We start from the raw sequence: 17666 nt of genomic DNA, 5'->3' as shown, positions 1-17666 counted from the left end.
CTCAGTTTATAGGTTGTAAATCTGAGATAAATAAGGCCGAATGTGATGCATAGTCCCAGTAAGTGAGACAGTTATGGACAGAGCGTTGGAAATGCAGGTGTTCTGCACAGTGGTCGATAAAGGGACTTTTGTAGGCGCGGCCGAACCGCTCGAAATGTCTAAGGCCGCTATCTCGCGGTATGTGAGTGCCCTTGAGGAACGATTGGGCGCACGGTTGCTGCATCGCACCACACGCAAGCTTTCGCTGACCGAGGAGGGTCGGCAGTTCTACCATCAGGCACGAGAGGTGCTTACCCTGATGGATCAGGCAGAGGAGGCGGTATCGTCCGCAGCGCCGGAACCTAGCGGGGTTTTACGGGTGAATGCGCCAGTCAGTTTCGGCGTTCTGCACCTTGCGCCGCTGTGGGGGGCGTTCATGAGTGCCCACCCGAACGTCGAGTTGGATATCAGCCTGAATGACCGTTTGGTGGACCTGGTGGATGAGGGCTTCGACGCGGCGATACGTATTGCGCGCATGGAGAATTCGTCCCTGGTGGGGCGGCGGCTGGCTGGCACACGTATGTGCCTGTGTGCTTCCCCCGAATATTTGGCGAGTCATCCCCCGCTACGCACGTTGGCGGACCTGGCTGAACATGGGGTCATTGCCTATACCAACTTTGCGACGGGCAATGAATGGCCGTTCGACGGGCCCGACGGTCGCGTCAGCGTGCGCACCCGCTCGAGTGTGCGCTGCAACAATGGTGATACGTGCCGCAGTATCGCCCTTGCGGGTGGTGGCATTGCCCTGCAACCAAGCTTTATGGTCGGTGAGGATTTACGCAGCGGAGCGCTAGTGGAAATCCTGCCTGAATACCGCTCCATCGAGTTGGGCATTTACGTGGTTTATCCCACGCGCAAACACCTGGCGAGCAAGGTGCGAGCGCTGACCAGCTTTCTGACTGAACGTTTCGCCCATCCCAAGTGGGAGCGCTGAAGGGTTTAAGCGGCACGCATCAGGAGCGCTGCAAAAAGCTGTGCAGGTCAGCGGCGAATTTTTGCGGATTCTTGAATGCCAGAAAGTGATCGCCCTGTTCGGCCTTGTCGTACACATACAGTACCGAGTCACTGATCACTGAATTCATCCACTTTTGACTGTCCAGCCAGTCACTGTATTCACCGGTAAAAATCGCGGTGGGCACGTCGATCTTGGTTTGGATGACATCTCGCCAGTCGTTAGTGACGTGGTCGAAAAGCACCAACCCGGTAAACGCCATGTCATCCATTATGGCCGCCTGGACCAGGCTGATTACGTTGTGAAAGTAGGGTGAGTCGAGCGCCACCGCGCGCTCGACAACCCGACTTTTTGAAATCAATTGATTAGTCGGTGTCATATTCACGTAGGAATCGATCATGCGTTCCGGCGAGGTGGTGAACGCGCCCGCTTCCAGCCGCTGTTTTTCCGTCCAATCAGCGTGACAATATATCGAAGGTGCCTGGTCGATGATGCTCAAGGTTCGAATACCTTGTGTACCGAACAGATCGATGTAAGCCCACATGACCGAGGCACCCATCGACCACCCGCAGTAATGCGCGTCGGGCACGCCCAGATGTTCGGCAAACTCTTTTACGTCCATGGCATAACGGGAAATGCGATTGCCCGACGCCGTTTTCTCGGAAAATCCTTGGTTGCGAACATCCAACACGTAGACATGATAGTGATTGCTGAGAATGTGCATGAGGTGGAAATACATCGCACCGTTGGCAGACCAGCCTGGGATAAAAATCAATGGCTGGCCTGCACCCGCTTCCCAGTAAGCCAGGTTTACACGGTCACTGGTGGTGAAGCTGCTGACTTTAAGGTCGGGAAAATCCGAGGCGCGGAATGCCTGGCCGATGATTTCGTGGGGAAAGTAAAAGTCTTCGCCGAGCATAGTCGGGAGTGATTGATTGATCAGAGGGTATTCCACGGTCCAATCCTGTGTCGTTTTAAATAACGTTCAAGCGACGATTTCCGGCGCCGGCTGTCAGTTGGCCGCCCCCCATTACGTCAATTCGCTTCCAAGCCAAGATAGCCCTTGGACAGTTAGAGGATAAATACTCAAAATGCCTGAACATTCGAAACGGATCATTGGTAATGGATCGTTTGAGCAGTATGGCCGCATTTGTCAAAGCCGTGGAAATGGGGTCTTTCAGTGCTGCTGGTGATGCATTGCAGATGTCGGCGCAATTGATCGGCAAGCATGTGCATCACCTGGAGCAGCACCTCAGCGTGCGCTTACTCAATCGCACCACGCGCAGACAAAGCCTCACCGACTTCGGGCGCGAGTTTTACGAGCGTTCCAAATTCATCCTGGCCGAAGTTGAAACCGCCGAAAACCTGGCAGCCCATACCCAGACTGCCCCAAGCGGACGGCTACGCATCAATGCGCCCGTCAGCTTCGGCATGCAGTCCCTTGCACCATGCCTGCCGGCGTTTATGGAGGCCAACCCGCAGGTGAGCGTCGAGCTTAGCTTGGCCAATAGTGCTGTTGATCTTATCGATGAGGGCTTTGATGTGGTTTTCAGAGTCGGTGTGCTGGCCGACAGTGGTTTGGTCGCCAAGGCACTGGCGCCCTACAGGCTAGTGTTGTGCGCTGCGCCGTCTTACCTCGAAGGCAAGCCTGCGATTGAAACTCCGTGGGACCTGCAGAGTCATGAGTGCCTGGGGTTTTCCCACACCGAGCTGCGCACGCACTGGACATTCGATGGGCCTGAAGGAAAAGTCGTTGTTCCAGTAGGCAGTCGATTGATGGCCGATCACGGCGAACCGCTGCTGTGCGCCGCGTTGGCCGGGTTGGGGATACTGCTTCAACCGGTGGAACTGGTACGCAAATCACTGCTCGCCGGGGAGCTAGTCACGCTGCTGCCAGATTACCCGCCACCCAGTCGCCCCCTGCACGTGCTCTACGCGCCCGACCGCCGGCTCACGCCGAAATTGCGCAGTTTTCTCGACTTCGCCACGCAGACATTCGGTGCTGATTTCGTTGAGACTGAGCTCTTTTGAAACAGGCTGTTGTAGATGACCAACCTGAATCGACATTTTTCCAAGAGCGGCTAACACATAAAGTGGCCACTTTGTTTTCTACGTAACGGTAGGAACTGATGGCGGGCATACCGGCCCGTACATTCTTGAAGGAGAAATGATGAATATCCAACTGAAGACGAAACGCGCACTGGTTACCGCCTCGACCGGTGGCATTGGTTTTGCGGTGGCCAAGGGGCTTGCCGAGACAGGCGCCGCCGTCGTCGTCAATGGTCGCAGTGAAGCTTCTGTGAACGCAGCTGTTACCCGTCTGCTGGCTGAAGTGCCCGGTGCCAGTGTCAGTGGTGTGGCTGCAGACCTGAGTACCGCGCCAGGCGTTGCGGCCTTGTTGGCTGGTGTCAGTGATATCGACATTTTGGTAAACAACGCCGGCATTTATGAGCCGCTGGATTTCTTCGAAGCCGGTGATGACGTGTGGGGCAACTACTGGCATACCAACGTGATGTCGGGCGTTCGCTTAAGCCGTGCGCTGCTGCCAGCCATGGTTGACCGCGGATGGGGGCGGGTAGTGTTCGTTGCGTCTGAGTCTGCACGAAACATTCCGGCGGACATGATTCACTACGGCGTTTCCAAGACGGCCCAATTGGCACTGGCCCGTGGTTTGGCTAAAAGGGTTGCGGGCAGTGGTGTGACCGTCAATAGCGTTCTGCCTGGGCCTACGCTGTCTGATGGCGTCGCGGACATGATGAAGGGCGAAGTCGAACGCACCGGCAAATCCCTAGAGTCGCTGGTCGCCGAGTTTGTCATGCAGCATCGTCCAAGCTCGATCATTCAGCGCGCGGCTAGCGTAGATGAAGTGGCTAACATGATTGTTTATGTCTGCTCGACGCAGGCATCGGCTACCACTGGCGCTTCGTTGAGAGTCGACGGTGGCGTGGTAGACGACATTGTCTGACAGGCGTTAAACGCTGGCGTGACACCTATGGATTCACCACGACGAAGACCACCCTCTGATCGAGCCTCAGCCGGGACCGCCGAGGCTCAACCTTTCGAGGGCAAGCCCAAGCCAAGGGGCTCCAGTAACTGCAAAATCGCCTCTGTGGTCTGGCGTACCACCTTGTCATTACGGCGGTCGGGGTGCATGGCGACCCAAATGTCGAGGTTGAGCATTTCACGGAGGCTGTCCAGCCTTACCAAACGATCGTCACTGTCCCCGATAAAGCACGGTAATCCTGCAACGCCGATCCCGGTGCAGGCTGCCTCATATTGGTGGCTTAAATCTGTGACCTCGCAGGCAACCCGCCTCGGACCGATTAATTCGTATAGCCAGCGCTTGTGGGCAAAGTCACCTTGCCGATCGGTATAACCGATGAATTCCCATTTTTCCTCATTCAGCGCATCCGCGTAGCCAACCTTCGCGTAGAGCGCAAACTGCATCAGACCCACCTTTCGAGTGATGTCGGTATCTTCGATAGGCGGCGAAAGACGCAATGCCAAGTCTGCTTCAAGCCGTGACAAGGATGCGAAGTGGGGCTCGCTGAGAATAGAAAGCTGCACCAGCGGAGACATTCTGGCCAGCTCAGCCAGATTGGGTGTCAGGAAATGCCTGGCCAGGATGGGAGGGGCAGTGATAGACACCTTCGCCCGCACAGTCGACCTAGAAGACAAGCACTTGCGCTCAACGGCGAAGGCCTTTGCTTCAATATCCAAAACATCCTGCATTATCAGCTGACCTATTTCAGTCAGGCGCGATTCACGCGGGAGTCGATCTACCAAGCGTACACTGAGTTGGGCTTCCAATGCGGCGAGCCGCCGGCTGACTGTGGCTTGATTAACATTAAGATTACGTGCAGCGCCCGACAGGCTGCCTGCAGTTGCAATCGCCAAAAAAAATCGCAGATCTTCCCAGTCCATGTGCCATGCGTTTTTGCATTGAATGTGTGCGGATATTAATATTTACGCATTGCTTGTCAAGCGCTACCGTTTAGCTCTTGAAATAACACCGCGACCCCATCTCATGTCCGCCAACACACCCAAAACTACATCCCTGTCAGCAATCCATATCGCAGCTTGCCTTGGTTTTCTTGTCGTCCAACTCGACGTCAGTGTCGTCAACGTCGGTCTAGGTGCGTTAAAAGCCGCATTCGATACGGACCTGACCGGCCTGCAATGGGTCATCAACAGTTATGCACTTGCATTCTCGGCGCTGCTGATCATGGGAGGCGCGTGGGGTGACAAATTCGGTGCCAGAGAAATGTTCGCCTCGGGGTTTGTAATATTCACCATTGCCTCCATAGGTTGCGGCATATCCAATAGCATGAGCATGCTTATAGGGATGCGTATCGTCCAAGGCGTGGGAGCAGCCTTCTTAGTGCCTACCTCCCTGACATTGATACGGCTGGCATTCGAGGATCCTGCCAAAAGGCGATCAGCCGTGGCAGCGTGGGGTGCTTGTGGAGGTATCGCCTTGGCTGCGGGGCCGGTCATAGGAGGTCTGCTGATCGAGTCGCTCGGCTGGCGCAGTGTTTTTTTACTCAACGTCCCAATCGGCCTAATTGCCATCGGATTAATCTTTCGGTATGCACCACCTTCTCCAAAGTTCGATAAGAAAGTGGATTTTCCGGGGCAAGTCAGTATCGGTCTTTGCCTGGCGTCACTGACTTACGCCCTGACTGAATCAAGTTCCCAAGGCTGGGGCATTGAAACGCTATCGACCCTGGCAATCGCCGTACTTTGCGCATTTGCATTCGTCTTGATTGAGCGACGCGTAAAGGCCCCTATGCTGCCAAGTCGACTGGCCCGAAACAGAACTCTGGCAACCACTGCATTGGCAGGTGCCACCATCAATTTCACTTTCTACGGCACCGTGTTCATATTCAGCATCTACTTCCAGTCGTTCCTGCATTACGACGCTTTTAGAACTGGGCTGGCGTTCATACCGCTCACGGCAGTGCTAACTATTTCCACGATGATCTCGTCTCGGATCGCCAGGCGCGTCAGCGCACAGCGCATCATTACTATAGGTTTCCTGATTCAGGCAGCCGGCTTTGTGGCGTTAGCGCGCGTCACCCCTGAGACATCGCTTTGGTACCTGAATATTGCCCTGATGGTCGTGGGGATTGGGAGTGCATCGTCTGTACCTTCGATTACGAACTCGATGCTGTCGTCGGTTTCTTCGCATGACGCCGGCATGGCGTCCGGACTGATGGCATCTGCCAGACAGTTGGGCGGCGTGATCGGTGTGGCAGTGTTCGGGGCCATGATCACCAGCACCGAACCTGCTGCTTTTTCCCGAGGGTTATCGACTGCAATGATTGTCTCAGCGATAGTTTTGTTAGCCTGCATAGCGGTGAATTTTGGGGTCGGCCGAGCGTCCCGAGTGCCCGTCAACGCTGATACGCTTGAATAAATCTTTAGCAGATTCTCTACTTCGGCAGACCTGGATGACCGCAAGTTCTTACCCTGGGCCGGCCGCACAGCACCGATTGCCTGCGGCACCCAGTCCATCCGAGCCTTGAACAATACGCTCATCGAACCGTGGCGCAGAGCACCACACGTGCCTTCCGGCTATTGCATCAGCTCCCGCAGGACCGCAACTTTGGGGTGAGTGTCGGGTGCATCTTCCGGCGTGTACATTCGGTAATGTGTCTTGGATAAAATCCCTTCGGGTGCGCCCAACAGGCACCACCTCAATTACCTATCAAAGCGAACCGATGCGATTAAGTTTGGCCGTGCGTTCACTCAGCACTGGGAACATTACCCAGCTCACTGCTGATACAGATTCGGGCGCCGATTTGACGAACAACACCCTGCGCAACGGCGGGCGACCTCGCCAAAAGCTTGAGCGTGCCCAGAAGGAGAGGGGGAAGTGGAAAGGGTATTGCGGTCGATGGAGGGGAGTTACAGGAGCAAATCTGCGGCAGTCTTGTTGCCAAAAAGTTAGCAATCTACCCGCATGCCCGGACTAACCTGACATACGGGCCCGCAGCTTAAACAAACTGCAAAATGTCGTTCACGGCTTTACGCGGTTTCTGTGGCCAGTTGGCCAAGCCAGGGTAGCCAACGGTGATTAACATCACGGGCACATCTTCATCCGACAGGCCGAACTCTTTGGCGACCGCAGCCTGATCGAACCCGATCATCGGCGTCGATACTAAACCTTGGCCCTTGGCGGCCAACATCAGGGTCATCGCGGCGAGCGAGCCAGAGCGGATTGCTTCGTCGCGCTGCAGCTGAGGATTCTCCTGGTACATGCCTTGAGCCGCACCCACCCACATGTCGTAGATCGATTGGTCAATGATCCCGGCATCAAGTGTCGGCTTCAATGCAGCAGGGAGGGTCGCATGCGGGTTCAGGGTACCGCAGACAATAAATGTCACAGAGGCGTCCATGACCTTTTGCTGGCCGAATGCCAATGGCAACAAGCGCGCTTTAGCTTCGGTGCTGCGCAGGGCCAGAAACTTCCAATTTTGCAGGTTGAAGGCGGAAGGGGCGTGGGTAGCCAGGTCAATCAGTTCGGCAATCTGCGCGTCCGTCAATGAACGTTCAGTGTCGTAGCTGTTGGCGGAAATGCGGGACTTGATAACTTCGGCGATTACGGACATGGCGGTCTCTGTGTGGGATATCGATGCGCAGGGAACGGTTGTCGCTCCTGAGCCTGCGCCTTGATTGAATTCAGCGGCTGAAGCCATCAAATGGGGTCATGTAGACGGCGCCGAAGGGGTCCAGGCGCTTGCGGATTTCAGCGTCGGGTGTGCCGTAGACCACCAGGCTTTTGATGGAACACAGCTCCAGGAATCGCTGGCCGAAGGGCGCAAACGTGGTGTCTACGTGGCTCACCACAGCATCGACGTTATAACGCTCAAGGATATGAACGGTGCTGTTGTCTTCATTGACGCTGTATTCGTAAACCAGTGTGCCCGGCTCAGCACGGGTGGCAGCAACGATGGTGGCGATCAGTGCCTTGAACTCAGCGAATTCCGCGGGTTTGACCGCGAGAGAGAACAGGCAGGAAATATGCGGATGCATGGTGGTTTTCTCCAGCAGATTTTTAACAAATACCTGCACGGCAGCATCGCGGGTCTAGCCGATGCATACGGTGCAGGTCGGGGGCGTCAGGACTTTTGGGGTGCTTCCCCGAAAAGCTTGCCGGCGCCGGCCCAATCCGATGCGGCTACATCTTCGAAAATCACGTAAATGTAATTGGCATCGGTCCCGGTGTGTTTAACGATGCTTTCGGTGATGTCTGCGGCAACAGCGGCTTTTTGCGCGTGTTCTTTACCTTCGAACCAGCTCACACGTACTACAGGCATGATGTTGTCCTTCTAATCATTGATGATCGGGAGAAAGGTGCGCGACGTAGGATCACGATCGACACCGTTGCATTGCTGGAGTCCATCTTACTGTTGAATATTCTGGCGATAAATAATCTAAAACTATAATCTGGGTAGATCAGAACTCTACAATTATCGAGCTGCCATGGTACCTATCGATTCGTTTCAAGGCGTCATCACATTCGTCGTCGCGGCACGCTCGACCAGCTTCACTCAGGCTGCCGAGCGCCTCGGGGTGTCAAAATCTGCTGTAGGCAAAGCCATTGCGCGCCTGGAAGAACGCTTGGGCACACAATTGTTTCATCGCACAACGCGGCGCATTTCCCTGACCGCGGATGGTGAGGCGTATTTCGTTGCGTGTTCTTCCGCCCTTGAAGAGATCGGTGCCGCAGAGAGCGGATTGGGGCCCGGTGGTGGCGAGCCCTCCGGACGCCTGCGAGTCGACATTCCTGTGGCATTCGGGCGTCGGGTCGTGGCCCCATTGCTGTTTGAGATCGCCAACAAGTACCCGGCTTTGCAACTGAGCCTGACGTTCTCCGATCATCTGGTTGACCCCTTCGAGGAAGGCATCGATTTACTGGTTCGCTTTGGAGAACTGCAAGACACCAGCGGTCTGGTAGCGCGGCGCCTGACCCGACAACGCTGGGCCATTTGTGCCTCACCCGACTATCTGATGCGCTTTGGCGTCCCGCAGACCTTGGAAGACCTGAGCCAGCACCGTTGCATTGTCGGGCATCGACGCGGCCAGCCGCTGTCGTGGCGGGTCATGCAGGCAGGGCAGACCGTACGTTACGCGCCACCTTCAACCCATCAGATTGGTGATGGGGAAGCCATGATTCTCGCGGCGGTCGCTGGCGCCGGTTTGTGTCAGATGCCACGCAGCCTGTTCCAGGAGGATATCCAGACGGGCAGGCTGGTGGAGGTTCTGCAAGGGTACGAACCCGAAGCTGTCGATGTCCATGCAGTGTGGCCGAAGGTGTCTCACCTGCGGCCAAAGGTCAGGTATGTGGTGGATGAGTTGGTCAGGCTCTGTGAGCATTTGCAGTGATGCAGTCCAATAAGCGGAAAAGGCCTCACTTGAAGGTTTTCTGAGTGATAGAAATGACCAGCGCGACACTGGCGACAATGATGACCGCCCAGAAGTACTCCATGCTCGCGACCAGGGTGGATTGTTGGTGCAAGGATTGGGCAATTGTCGCTACCGAAATCTGACTGGCTGGCCCTGCGCCTACAGAGGGTGTCAGTGCCTGAGTCAGCGTATGAGTCTGTTCCAGATAGAGCGAGTCGCCAGAGCTGAAGTGAGTATTCAAGTTGTTGTATTGCAGCGTGGTACGCCATTGCAGGAACAAGGTCGCGACGGTTGTACCCAGTGCCATGGCGATCTGAGCCAGCATACTTTTGATCTGATAAGCGTGGGCGAACAGCGTGTCGTGGTGTGTCACATCGCGGAATGTCTGCATGGCCGCCGTGGCGAGCACCAGCATCACGAAACAGCCGTTAAGCACCAGTGCAGGCAAGATGTTTGACCACATATTCGCGTCCGGCGTAAGGGATGAGGACAACCAGCCGAAGCCTATCAACGCTGCGAACCCGGCCACAAAGAACTTCTTTGGCGCAGGGAATTTGGGAATAACGACGGACATGATGCCCCAGGTGATCAACGCTCCCGCCAGGCCGAAAGCCTGAAAGGTACCGATTGTGTCCCACGAGTAGCCGAGTCCGGTCTGCAGAAAGTACGGCAAGATGTAGTTGTTGCCGCCCAGTACTATGTAGGTGAAGCAGAAGAGGGCCACCCCTAACATGTAGCGGTGTTGCATCAGGTCCTTAACCTTGAGAAAAGGTTCATGTTTGCCGTGTTCGGTGTGAAAAAAGATGTAGATGCCCAGCGCAGCCAGCAGCGCAAAGGCGATGAGAATGAATGACTCGTTGTAAAATTCGTAGTAGGAGCGTTGCAGAACATAAAGCAGGAAAAAACTGCTGACCGATAACAAGAGGATGTTGGCCGGGCTGGAGGGCGTTCTTTCATCTTCCGGTGCGAGGGTGTTGGGCAAAAAACGCGTGCACAGAAAAGCGGCTAGCACTGCGCCTGCGGCCAATATCGCGAAAATGGCGTGCCAGGTGTCTTCAACCACCACAAGTGACGAAAGAAATGGCGCCGAAGCCGTACCGCCCGCCAGACCGGTCGCAAATACCTTGACCCCGGCAAAACGTCCAGGGCCGGGCGGGAGCAGATTGACCATCAAGCGTGCGGATGTCATGAACGACGCTCCACCCAATGCCATGATGACCCGGCCGACTGTAAAGGTACTCAGATCAGTCCCCACGCCACACACGAAAGCGCCCACGACGTAGATGCTGATTGAACCGAGCATGAAGTTACGCCAGCCCAGCCGTTCGACCAGCCAGCGCTGCTTGGAAATCACCACAACGGCGATGCACGCATACAGCGCGGCGACAAGCGTGAACTCTTCGGGACTGGCGTCGATTTCTCCGCGGATTGGCGCCGAGGCGAATGCAATCATGCCTGCCTGCAAATATTCCAACGCGCATAACAGTCCCACAGTCAGCAATAAGGCGGCATTCTTTCTGTACATGGTCTGGCCCCGTTACAGATTCATATCTTTGGAGCCAGGACGATCTGCGTTAGCACTGATCACTTGCTCGACGATGTCGTTGGCATCTTTAAGCTCATTGTCAAAAATGTCAGTGCTGTAGGCAGGTTGCGGCGGTGTTCGAGTGTTAAGAACAGGGCCGCTGGTGTCAGAGGTGTCCACCGCAACGCGCATGGACAACCCGAGGCGAAGCGGGTTTTGTGCAACCTCTTGAGGTTTCAGCGCAATACGCACAGGAACGCGTTGGGTAACTTTGATCCAGTTGCCTGTAGCATTTTGTGCCGGCATCAGAGAGAAAGCGCTTCCGGTGCCCGCGTCCAGCCCGACAACCGTTCCGTGGAAATCCACATGGCGGCTGTAAGCATCGGCACTGAGGTGGACGGATTGTCCAATACGCAAATGTTCGAGTTGAGATTCCTTGAAGTTGGCGTTCACCCACACCTGATCCATGGGAACAACCGACATGAGCGCTACGCCCGGACTGATCCGCTGACCAACTTGTACGCTGCGTTTGGTCACGATGCCTGAGGTAGGGGAGTAGACCTGCGTGCGGTGCAGTGAGATGTAGGCATCACGCAGATTGCTTGCAGCAACGAGAACGTCAGGGTGAGTTCGAAGCGTCGTGTTGTCCACCATGGCCAGGCGAACTGCCAAGGCATGCCGCGTACCTTCCAGTCCCGCCACGGCATTTTTGAGAACCTCTTCGGCATGGCTGATCTCCTCACGGGAAACGGCGCCACTGGAGGCAAGCTGATTGCGGCGGCGTACATCATCCTGTGCCTTGCGCACGTCGTTTTGTCGTTGGTTGACCTCGGTCTGCAACTGCTGCACTTGATAATACTGAGTGCGTGCCTGGCGAACAGCCCGGGCCAGGTTGGATTTCGCGCGCTCATATTGGATCTCGGCATCCACGGCATTGAGTGTGACAAGCGGCGAGTTAGTATCGACGTGATCCGTATTGTCGACATTGATCACCGTCACCGTACCGCTGACCTGCGACGTTACTTGAACGATGTTGCCGTCCACATAGGCGTCGTCGGTGGTTTCTGTTCCCTGTTTCAGGACGTACCAGCCTCCCAGCGCTACCACTAACAGCGCGATGGCGAGAATCAAAAGAAGTCGAGGCCAGACAGGGGCTTTTCGGGTGACTGGTTCAGCAACGGTGGAAGTATTGGACGTCATTATTTATCGGCTACGGAAGAGTTTGCATTGGCGGTCATGGGCAGTTCCGGGCGGTATCCACCACCCAAAGCCCGGCTCAAGTTGGCTTGCAAGGAAAGCGCTCTGGATTGCAGGTCGACCAACTGGCGTTTTTCAACGAGCGTTGCGTTCTGCGTTGCCAGGACTTGCAGGTAGGTAGCCAGTCCCGCGGCATAGCGCTGGTCAACGAGATCTGCGGCGGCCACGGCGGTCGCCACGGCCTCGTTTTGTTGAGCAAGGCGTTCCTTCAACCAGCGCAGCGAAGACAATTGATCGGCGATGTCACGCAGCGCATCGATGACTGTCTGGTTGTAGTTTTCAACAGCGAGATCGTAGGCCGCGTCCTGAGCATCCAGGTTTCCGCGCAAGCGGCCGCCTTCGAAAATGGGCAGGCTGATCGCGGGCGCGACGCCCAAAATGCGGCTGCTACGATCGTTGAATGTGTCAAAAGCCAGGCTCTGCAATCCAATAAAAGCAGTCAGGTTCACATCCGGGTAGAAGCGTGCCTTGGCAACATCAATCTCATGACCGGAGGCCTCCACACGCCAGCGTTGAGCCACAACATCCGGGCGGTGGCCGATCAGCTCAGCCGGGATATTCGATGGCATCACGACCGTGTCACTTGCTTCCAGGTGAGGTCGGAGGATTGTGCGACCACGGTCAGGCCCTTTGCCCAGCAATGAGGCGAGCTTGTTTTGATTGAGTTCGATGGACTCCTTCAGCGCTGCGATATTGGCTCTGCTGGCAGGCAAGGCTGCCTGAGACTGCTTGATGTCAATTTCCGTACCGAGCTCGGCGACGAAACGCTTTTTCGTGAGCGCCTCAATCTGCTCTTGTTGGTTGAGCAGGGCCTGCGCAACGTCGATTTGTTCATAGATATTTTGCAAGGTGATATAGGTTTGTACGATGGACGAGGAGAGAATGAGAGACGCGGCGCGCTCATCGACTTCCAATGCCTTTCGCCTGCCCACGGCCGCCTCGACTGAAGAGCGGTTCTTCCCCCAAAAGTCCAATTCATAGCCGACATTCAAAGTCCCTTGGTGGACGCTCTGCCATGTGCCCTTGGCGGGCGCAGGGGTCGTACCATTGGAGCTGAACCGCTCGCGGGTAACGCTCATGGACGCACTGACGTCAGGGAACAACTGGGCACCCTGTATCGCTTCCAGTGCGCTGGCCTGGTGGACGCGCGCAGCGGCGGAACGGAGGGTAGGGTTGTTGGCCAGGGCTTCATGTATCAACTCGTCAAGTTGCGGATCCTTGAAACTGCTCCACCAGTTCTCGGCCGGCCACGAAGCCTCCGAGAGCTTGATTCCGCTGTTGGCTAGCGTCTCGTTGACCTCGGAAGGCTGCAACATGTGTGATATGGGTTTCAGATCGCTGAACGTGCATCCAGCAAGCATCACCAGCACCATCGCTAACGATGCGTTCCTGCCTGATGTCGTGAAGGGCGGCCTGTCCTTTGCCCCCTGAGTAGATGGAGTTTTCATTAACGATTTCTCTGAAGCCTGCGGTGAAAATGAACAAGGGCAGGGTGTTTCGCCAAGGGTGGTAATAAACACTGTTAGTGTCGTTATGCTTATTAAAAAAACGCCGAAGCGGCATTGTCGGCTTATCCAGACCTCAAACCCTTCACGACAATGGCAACGGCACTGTCGATGTAATCCAGGTTTTCGAGGTTTGCCGTGACCAGGTGAAGCCAGGACATACCGGTCAACATCGAGACGGCGCTATCAACGGCTGGACCATCGTGGATATCCCCTGATTCCACCGCCCGGGCAAAAATCTTTCGTAACGTGCGCTCGCGACGTGGCAAAAACTCTTTCCTGAACTCCTCAAGCGCTCTGGGCTCGTGCTGGATCTCGGCAATCAAGCTGCGCAATGTTTCGCCCGCGCTTGAAGTGCGCCACCAGTTCCAGAGGGAACGCAAGTGAACGATCAAGTCGCTCTGCAGATCCCCTGTGTTCGGTTGTGTCACAAACGTCAGTGCGGTGCGTTCATACACATCCCTGAGCAAAGCGCTCTTGTTCTTCCACCAGCGATAGATCGTAGGCTTGCTCGAACCGGCACGTTCCACCAGCGCATCCATCGTGAATGCTTGATAGCCGCGCTCCTCCAGGATCGCCGCGGCGGCCTCAAGAATGGCTTCTGTACTCTGAGGGCTGCGCACCGCGCCGATGGAGGATCGGCTACGCACTTTGACGGGTTTGGGCTGGTCGGAATTGGAGGTCATATGGTGTTCTGGATTGTTTTGCAGGGTCTATAGAAACTGGCAGTATTTATAGATTCAAAAATACCTTCAGTCAATAAGAGAAGCTCATTTACAGTATTCAATTCGTGAATAGTCAGTATCGCGCCAGGTTATGATCTGTTTTTGAAGTTGATGTTACAGTGATCATTATTATGGCACTGTACTGTTGATTTATTGTTGATCTTCATTAGAAAACGCCCACGCGACAGACGTTTGGAGGCACGAGTGGCTACGCATTTAATTGACGTGTTTAATGTACTTGAGAGCGTTAATAAAGCGATGGGGGACTGGATAGAAAAATCCATTGTCAGCCACAATCTGGCGGTGCTGGATTTTCGTATTCTCGATAGCTTGGCCCAAGGCAATGCGGCCACTATGGACCAGTGCGCCAGGCATTTAAACATCATGCCATCCAAAGTTTCTTCAAGTGTGGAGAGACTTGAAAAAGTTGGCTACGTGCAGCGTCGTCGCGACCGGCCGGATAGACGAATGGTTTTTTTGCAATTATCTGACGAGGGTCTTGAAATATATGAACTTGCTCTAAACACGTTGAATGAGCAGTGGCGAAACGTGCTGAGTAATGTCGGCACCGATGTAAAGCAAATGGCTGCACTGTTCGCTGGCCCAACTCTAGCCCCCCTTGGGGATTTGGTCAAAAACCTGCTGCGAGAAAGAAGTTCGGCCGTTTAATCGGCATGGCGATACCTGTTCAGTCGCGGCGGCTATTGAATCTCAAAGCCGCCGCGTCACTTTCGATGAATCCCTCAGTTACACCACTTTCAAGACCCCGAAAACCCTCAATCGCGACTTGGACGAACCTTATGATGCCTGGGAAATAGCCAGTGCCGGAACAGCGATACCGAGTCCAGAACCAGTAGACGCATACGAATAGCGTGACGCAGCCTATGAGCCAACGTTGTCGAGAAACAGTCTGTGAGCGCAGCCACCTCCGATCCGATACTGTCGGTCAGAAACGTTGGACGAGCTAAACATTGGAATCGACCAATTCCGACTTTGGGCCGGATGCCTGCCTGATAGGGTAGGCAGCCTTGGGGCGTTCTCTGCCGGTAATGGCCACGAAGCGTGATGATCAATTCCGATGACAATGGCTGTTCAGCTCGAATGCAAATCAAGAAGTCGAATGATTCGAAATACGATTGAGGGGCCAGCGATAGCCATTTTTGTTGACGGCGATAAGGTTACATGAACCTCACTTTGCCTCGACTACCTGACAGAAATCCATCTAGGCGCTGCTGTCGGGTTAGACGGTTCGGCTAGCGTTGAGTCTTGGCTGACCACGTGATTTTGGTTTGTGTACAAAAAAGGGCTCTTCAAGGGAGGGCCCTTTATGTTGGCGAGGAGAGATGTGTTGCAAAGGACAGTTTCTGTTCGACGACGTGTACTCTTATCATCTGAACCCAAACGACCTTATAGTAATTTAAGACGCAAGATTGGGTGAAATCGTGGCATTACCACTTTGATTTTTGGCTTGTGGAGCACTAGGTCGCGAGACGAGATAGTCACGGAATGTGCAGTTAAAAGAATCAAATCCTGGCCAGTAATTATCCCAGTAATCATAATCCAAATATAAAGCCTCATCACGCTCGTCGTTATTCAGTTGTTGCCAAGCTGTCTCGAATCGCCTCCTCCAATCGCGAGAATTTAAGAGCTGATCTGCTGAGGCCTCATCCAATTTGGCAAATTTGATCAGCGCCTTCTTTGCATATTCTTCATCGGCTAGGCATCTTGGATCTACTTTCGCATTCACCATATCTACGATGTCCAGTATCCAACCAATAGTTTGGAAGCGACAGCGCCGTGCGGATCGAGAATCCTGGCTTAAATAGTTTATTTCAACCCACGCTAGGTCTTGTTCTTCTCTATGTTCGATATGGATGATGTAAGCAGACATGGGATGCTCCTATTTTTGTTGTTATGAATTAAGAATATCATGAGGTATTTTTGCCAGCAAACGCTTTCGGCTTGACACTTTTCAAGTATTAGTTATACGGTGTTAAACTAGCGGAACCGTATGAAAAAGTTAAAGCTGTGAATAGAGCATTTACTAAAAGAGCGGCCTGGGCCCAAAGTTAGCGGTCACGTCCTTCGGCAACCAGATGCAATCCCAATGCTCCCGATGGTTCATGCAGAGCACCCTTTCGAATGAGCAGAGGGCCGAGACTAGGAGATCCTCCAGTGGTTGGCGTGCCTGAGTTCTAGCGAACTGATAATTCGACTTTTCAGCAGAATCGGCTCGGTTCGCGACCATGCTTGACTCTGTCCATCGTTGTCCTCCTTCCATGAACACGATAGCTATCATTAGCCACGAGCGATGGAGTAGCTGCCGCGTGGTAGTCGACATTGGCACCGAACAGGGCGACATGCAGATAGGCGAGATTCAGCCCATGCAGGTGTTCGACGAGATAAGTTTAGGTTTCTTGCGGGTTGGCATCGACGATGTCATTGAAATTCATTTCAGGGGAGACCTTGAGACCCACCCGGTCACCACCGATTTCCGTCGCGATAGCGGACAGCACGTCCAATACAAAACGCACCCGGTTTTCAACCGATCCACCGTATTCATCCGTGCGCTGATTGCTGCCCGTCGAGAGGAATTGTTCAGGCAGGTAGCCCGACGCGGCATGCAACTCGACACCGTCGAAACCAGCTTCTATGGCCAGGCGCGCTGCTTGGCGTTAGCCTTCAATGACCGCGGCAATCTCAACCACGCTCATTGCATGGGGGTAACGAAATCCTGAAGGCCCTTTGCGGTCCAGGTCTGGCCGCGGTTTTGATCGCGGAAGGTGCCTGTGGCAAGGCGCCATTCGGTAGCAACGAAGGGTGCCTGTGCATCAACTGCATGAAAATACGTCCGCCACGAGCATGCACGGCCTCCGTGACGTGCTTCCACGCAGCGACCTGCTCGGCGGTTTCGATACCTGGGGTACGGACATAACCTTTGCCCATTGCAATGGGAAACACACCTTCACTGATGATCAGGCCGGCGGTGGTACGTTGGGCGTAGTAAGTCGCAACCAGTTCGCTTGGTACACCGTCATCGTCATCACGCGAGCGCGTCATTGGGGCAATGACCATACGATTGGAGAGGGTGTAGCGACTGACTTGGACTTGAGAAAAGAGAGAATTAATAATGGGGCTCCTCAGTAGTGATGGAGCCGTCATTGATCAATCCTGATTCGGGATCACAGTGAATTTACAAAGGAGTCATTTTTGCTGGCCGTCATCGTGAATCCAAGCTTTGTAAGCGGACA

At 54.6% G+C, this 17666-nt stretch carries 16 protein-coding genes and 2 pseudogenes; 6 read left to right on the top strand and 12 right to left on the bottom strand.

Going from position 1 to position 17666, the window contains the following annotated elements; genetic code table 11:
- Nucleotides 1-73 precede the first annotated feature (73 nt).
- Nucleotides 74-973 carry a LysR family transcriptional regulator gene (locus ACX3YD_RS30845; protein WP_458961903.1) on the top strand — a complete coding sequence of 300 codons (900 nt, stop codon included), beginning with the start codon at nt 74-76 and terminating at the stop codon, nt 971-973.
- Between the two features lie 19 nt (nt 974-992).
- Here ACX3YD_RS30845 and ACX3YD_RS30840 read toward each other — a convergent pair whose 3' ends face one another.
- A complete protein-coding gene (locus tag ACX3YD_RS30840) occupies nt 993-1910 on the bottom strand; it encodes an alpha/beta fold hydrolase (protein ID WP_458961902.1) in 918 nt (305 codons plus the stop codon).
- A 203-nt stretch (nt 1911-2113) separates the two neighbouring features.
- Here ACX3YD_RS30840 and ACX3YD_RS30835 point away from each other — a divergent pair, with 203 nt between their 5' ends.
- Both ACX3YD_RS30835 and ACX3YD_RS30830 read left to right on the top strand, forming a co-directional pair.
- Complete coding sequence (locus ACX3YD_RS30835) at nt 2114-3022, top strand: LysR substrate-binding domain-containing protein (RefSeq protein WP_458961901.1); 909 nt, start codon at nt 2114-2116, stop codon at nt 3020-3022.
- Between the two features lie 139 nt (nt 3023-3161).
- Complete coding sequence (locus tag ACX3YD_RS30830; protein ID WP_458961900.1) at nt 3162-3956, top strand: SDR family NAD(P)-dependent oxidoreductase; 795 nt, start codon at nt 3162-3164, stop codon at nt 3954-3956.
- An 86-nt stretch (nt 3957-4042) separates the two neighbouring features.
- Here ACX3YD_RS30830 and ACX3YD_RS30825 read toward each other — a convergent pair whose 3' ends face one another.
- Nucleotides 4043-4915: a LysR family transcriptional regulator gene (locus ACX3YD_RS30825; protein ID WP_458961899.1), complete on the bottom strand. Its 873-nt coding sequence runs from the start codon at nt 4913-4915 to the stop codon at nt 4043-4045.
- A gap of 103 nt (nt 4916-5018) precedes the next feature.
- Between ACX3YD_RS30825 and ACX3YD_RS30820 the strand changes: the two genes are divergently transcribed.
- Nucleotides 5019-6410: an MFS transporter gene (locus tag ACX3YD_RS30820; RefSeq protein WP_458961898.1), complete on the top strand. Its 1392-nt coding sequence runs from the start codon at nt 5019-5021 to the stop codon at nt 6408-6410.
- Between the two features lie 9 nt (nt 6411-6419).
- On the opposite strand, the pseudogene ACX3YD_RS30815 reads toward ACX3YD_RS30820, so the two are convergent.
- The 4 genes and pseudogenes from ACX3YD_RS30815 to ACX3YD_RS30800 all read right to left on the bottom strand — a co-directional run.
- A pseudogene (locus tag ACX3YD_RS30815) lies at nt 6420-6628 on the bottom strand (arsenical resistance protein ArsH); the annotation flags it as partial.
- 362 nt (nt 6629-6990) lie between these two features.
- Entirely contained in the window at nt 6991-7605 is a 615-nt protein-coding gene (locus ACX3YD_RS30810; RefSeq protein WP_323625828.1) for a nitroreductase family protein, read from the bottom strand.
- A gap of 70 nt (nt 7606-7675) precedes the next feature.
- Nucleotides 7676-8029, bottom strand: coding sequence for a putative quinol monooxygenase (locus ACX3YD_RS30805; RefSeq protein WP_168187357.1), 354 nt, complete (start codon nt 8027-8029; stop codon nt 7676-7678).
- Nucleotides 8030-8115: 86 nt separating this feature from the next.
- Nucleotides 8116-8313, bottom strand: a complete 198-nt coding sequence (locus ACX3YD_RS30800) for a tautomerase family protein (RefSeq protein WP_458961897.1) — start codon at nt 8311-8313, stop codon at nt 8116-8118.
- A 166-nt stretch (nt 8314-8479) separates the two neighbouring features.
- Here ACX3YD_RS30800 and ACX3YD_RS30795 point away from each other — a divergent pair, with 166 nt between their 5' ends.
- Nucleotides 8480-9382, top strand: coding sequence for a LysR family transcriptional regulator (locus ACX3YD_RS30795; protein WP_458961896.1), 903 nt, complete (start codon nt 8480-8482; stop codon nt 9380-9382).
- A gap of 25 nt (nt 9383-9407) precedes the next feature.
- Here ACX3YD_RS30795 and ACX3YD_RS30790 read toward each other — a convergent pair whose 3' ends face one another.
- The 4 genes from ACX3YD_RS30790 to ACX3YD_RS30775 all read right to left on the bottom strand — a co-directional run bounded on the left by ACX3YD_RS30790 (nt 9408) and on the right by ACX3YD_RS30775 (nt 14376).
- Nucleotides 9408-10928 carry an MFS transporter gene (locus tag ACX3YD_RS30790; protein WP_019689198.1) on the bottom strand — a complete coding sequence of 507 codons (1521 nt, stop codon included), beginning with the start codon at nt 10926-10928 and terminating at the stop codon, nt 9408-9410.
- A gap of 12 nt (nt 10929-10940) precedes the next feature.
- Nucleotides 10941-12128 carry an efflux RND transporter periplasmic adaptor subunit gene (locus tag ACX3YD_RS30785; protein WP_458961895.1) on the bottom strand — a complete coding sequence of 396 codons (1188 nt, stop codon included), beginning with the start codon at nt 12126-12128 and terminating at the stop codon, nt 10941-10943.
- Nucleotides 12128-13633, bottom strand: coding sequence for an efflux transporter outer membrane subunit (locus ACX3YD_RS30780; protein WP_458961894.1), 1506 nt, complete (start codon nt 13631-13633; stop codon nt 12128-12130). Before ACX3YD_RS30780 ends, ACX3YD_RS30785 begins: the two co-directional genes overlap by 1 nt.
- A gap of 122 nt (nt 13634-13755) precedes the next feature.
- Entirely contained in the window at nt 13756-14376 is a 621-nt protein-coding gene (locus ACX3YD_RS30775) for a TetR/AcrR family transcriptional regulator (RefSeq protein ID WP_458961893.1), read from the bottom strand.
- A gap of 243 nt (nt 14377-14619) precedes the next feature.
- On the opposite strand from ACX3YD_RS30775, the gene ACX3YD_RS30770 reads away from it, so the two are divergent.
- Nucleotides 14620-15084, top strand: coding sequence for a transcriptional regulator, SarA/Rot family (locus ACX3YD_RS30770; RefSeq protein ID WP_458961892.1), 465 nt, complete (start codon nt 14620-14622; stop codon nt 15082-15084).
- A 748-nt stretch (nt 15085-15832) separates the two neighbouring features.
- Here ACX3YD_RS30770 and ACX3YD_RS30765 read toward each other — a convergent pair.
- The gene (locus tag ACX3YD_RS30765) at nt 15833-16306 is read right to left on the bottom strand and encodes a hypothetical protein (protein ID WP_458961891.1); all 474 of its coding nucleotides are present in this window, start codon (nt 16304-16306) and stop codon (nt 15833-15835) included.
- Nucleotides 16307-16691: 385 nt separating this feature from the next.
- Nucleotides 16692-17544 (bottom strand): annotated as a pseudogene (locus ACX3YD_RS30760) (alkene reductase); the annotation flags it as partial.
- Nucleotides 17545-17666: the final 122 nt, after the last annotated feature.

The organism is Pseudomonas fluorescens group sp. PF-1 (assembly GCF_054481335.1).
The sequence above is the reverse complement of the archived record's forward strand: the minus strand, read 5'-3'. Positions and strand labels throughout refer to the sequence as shown.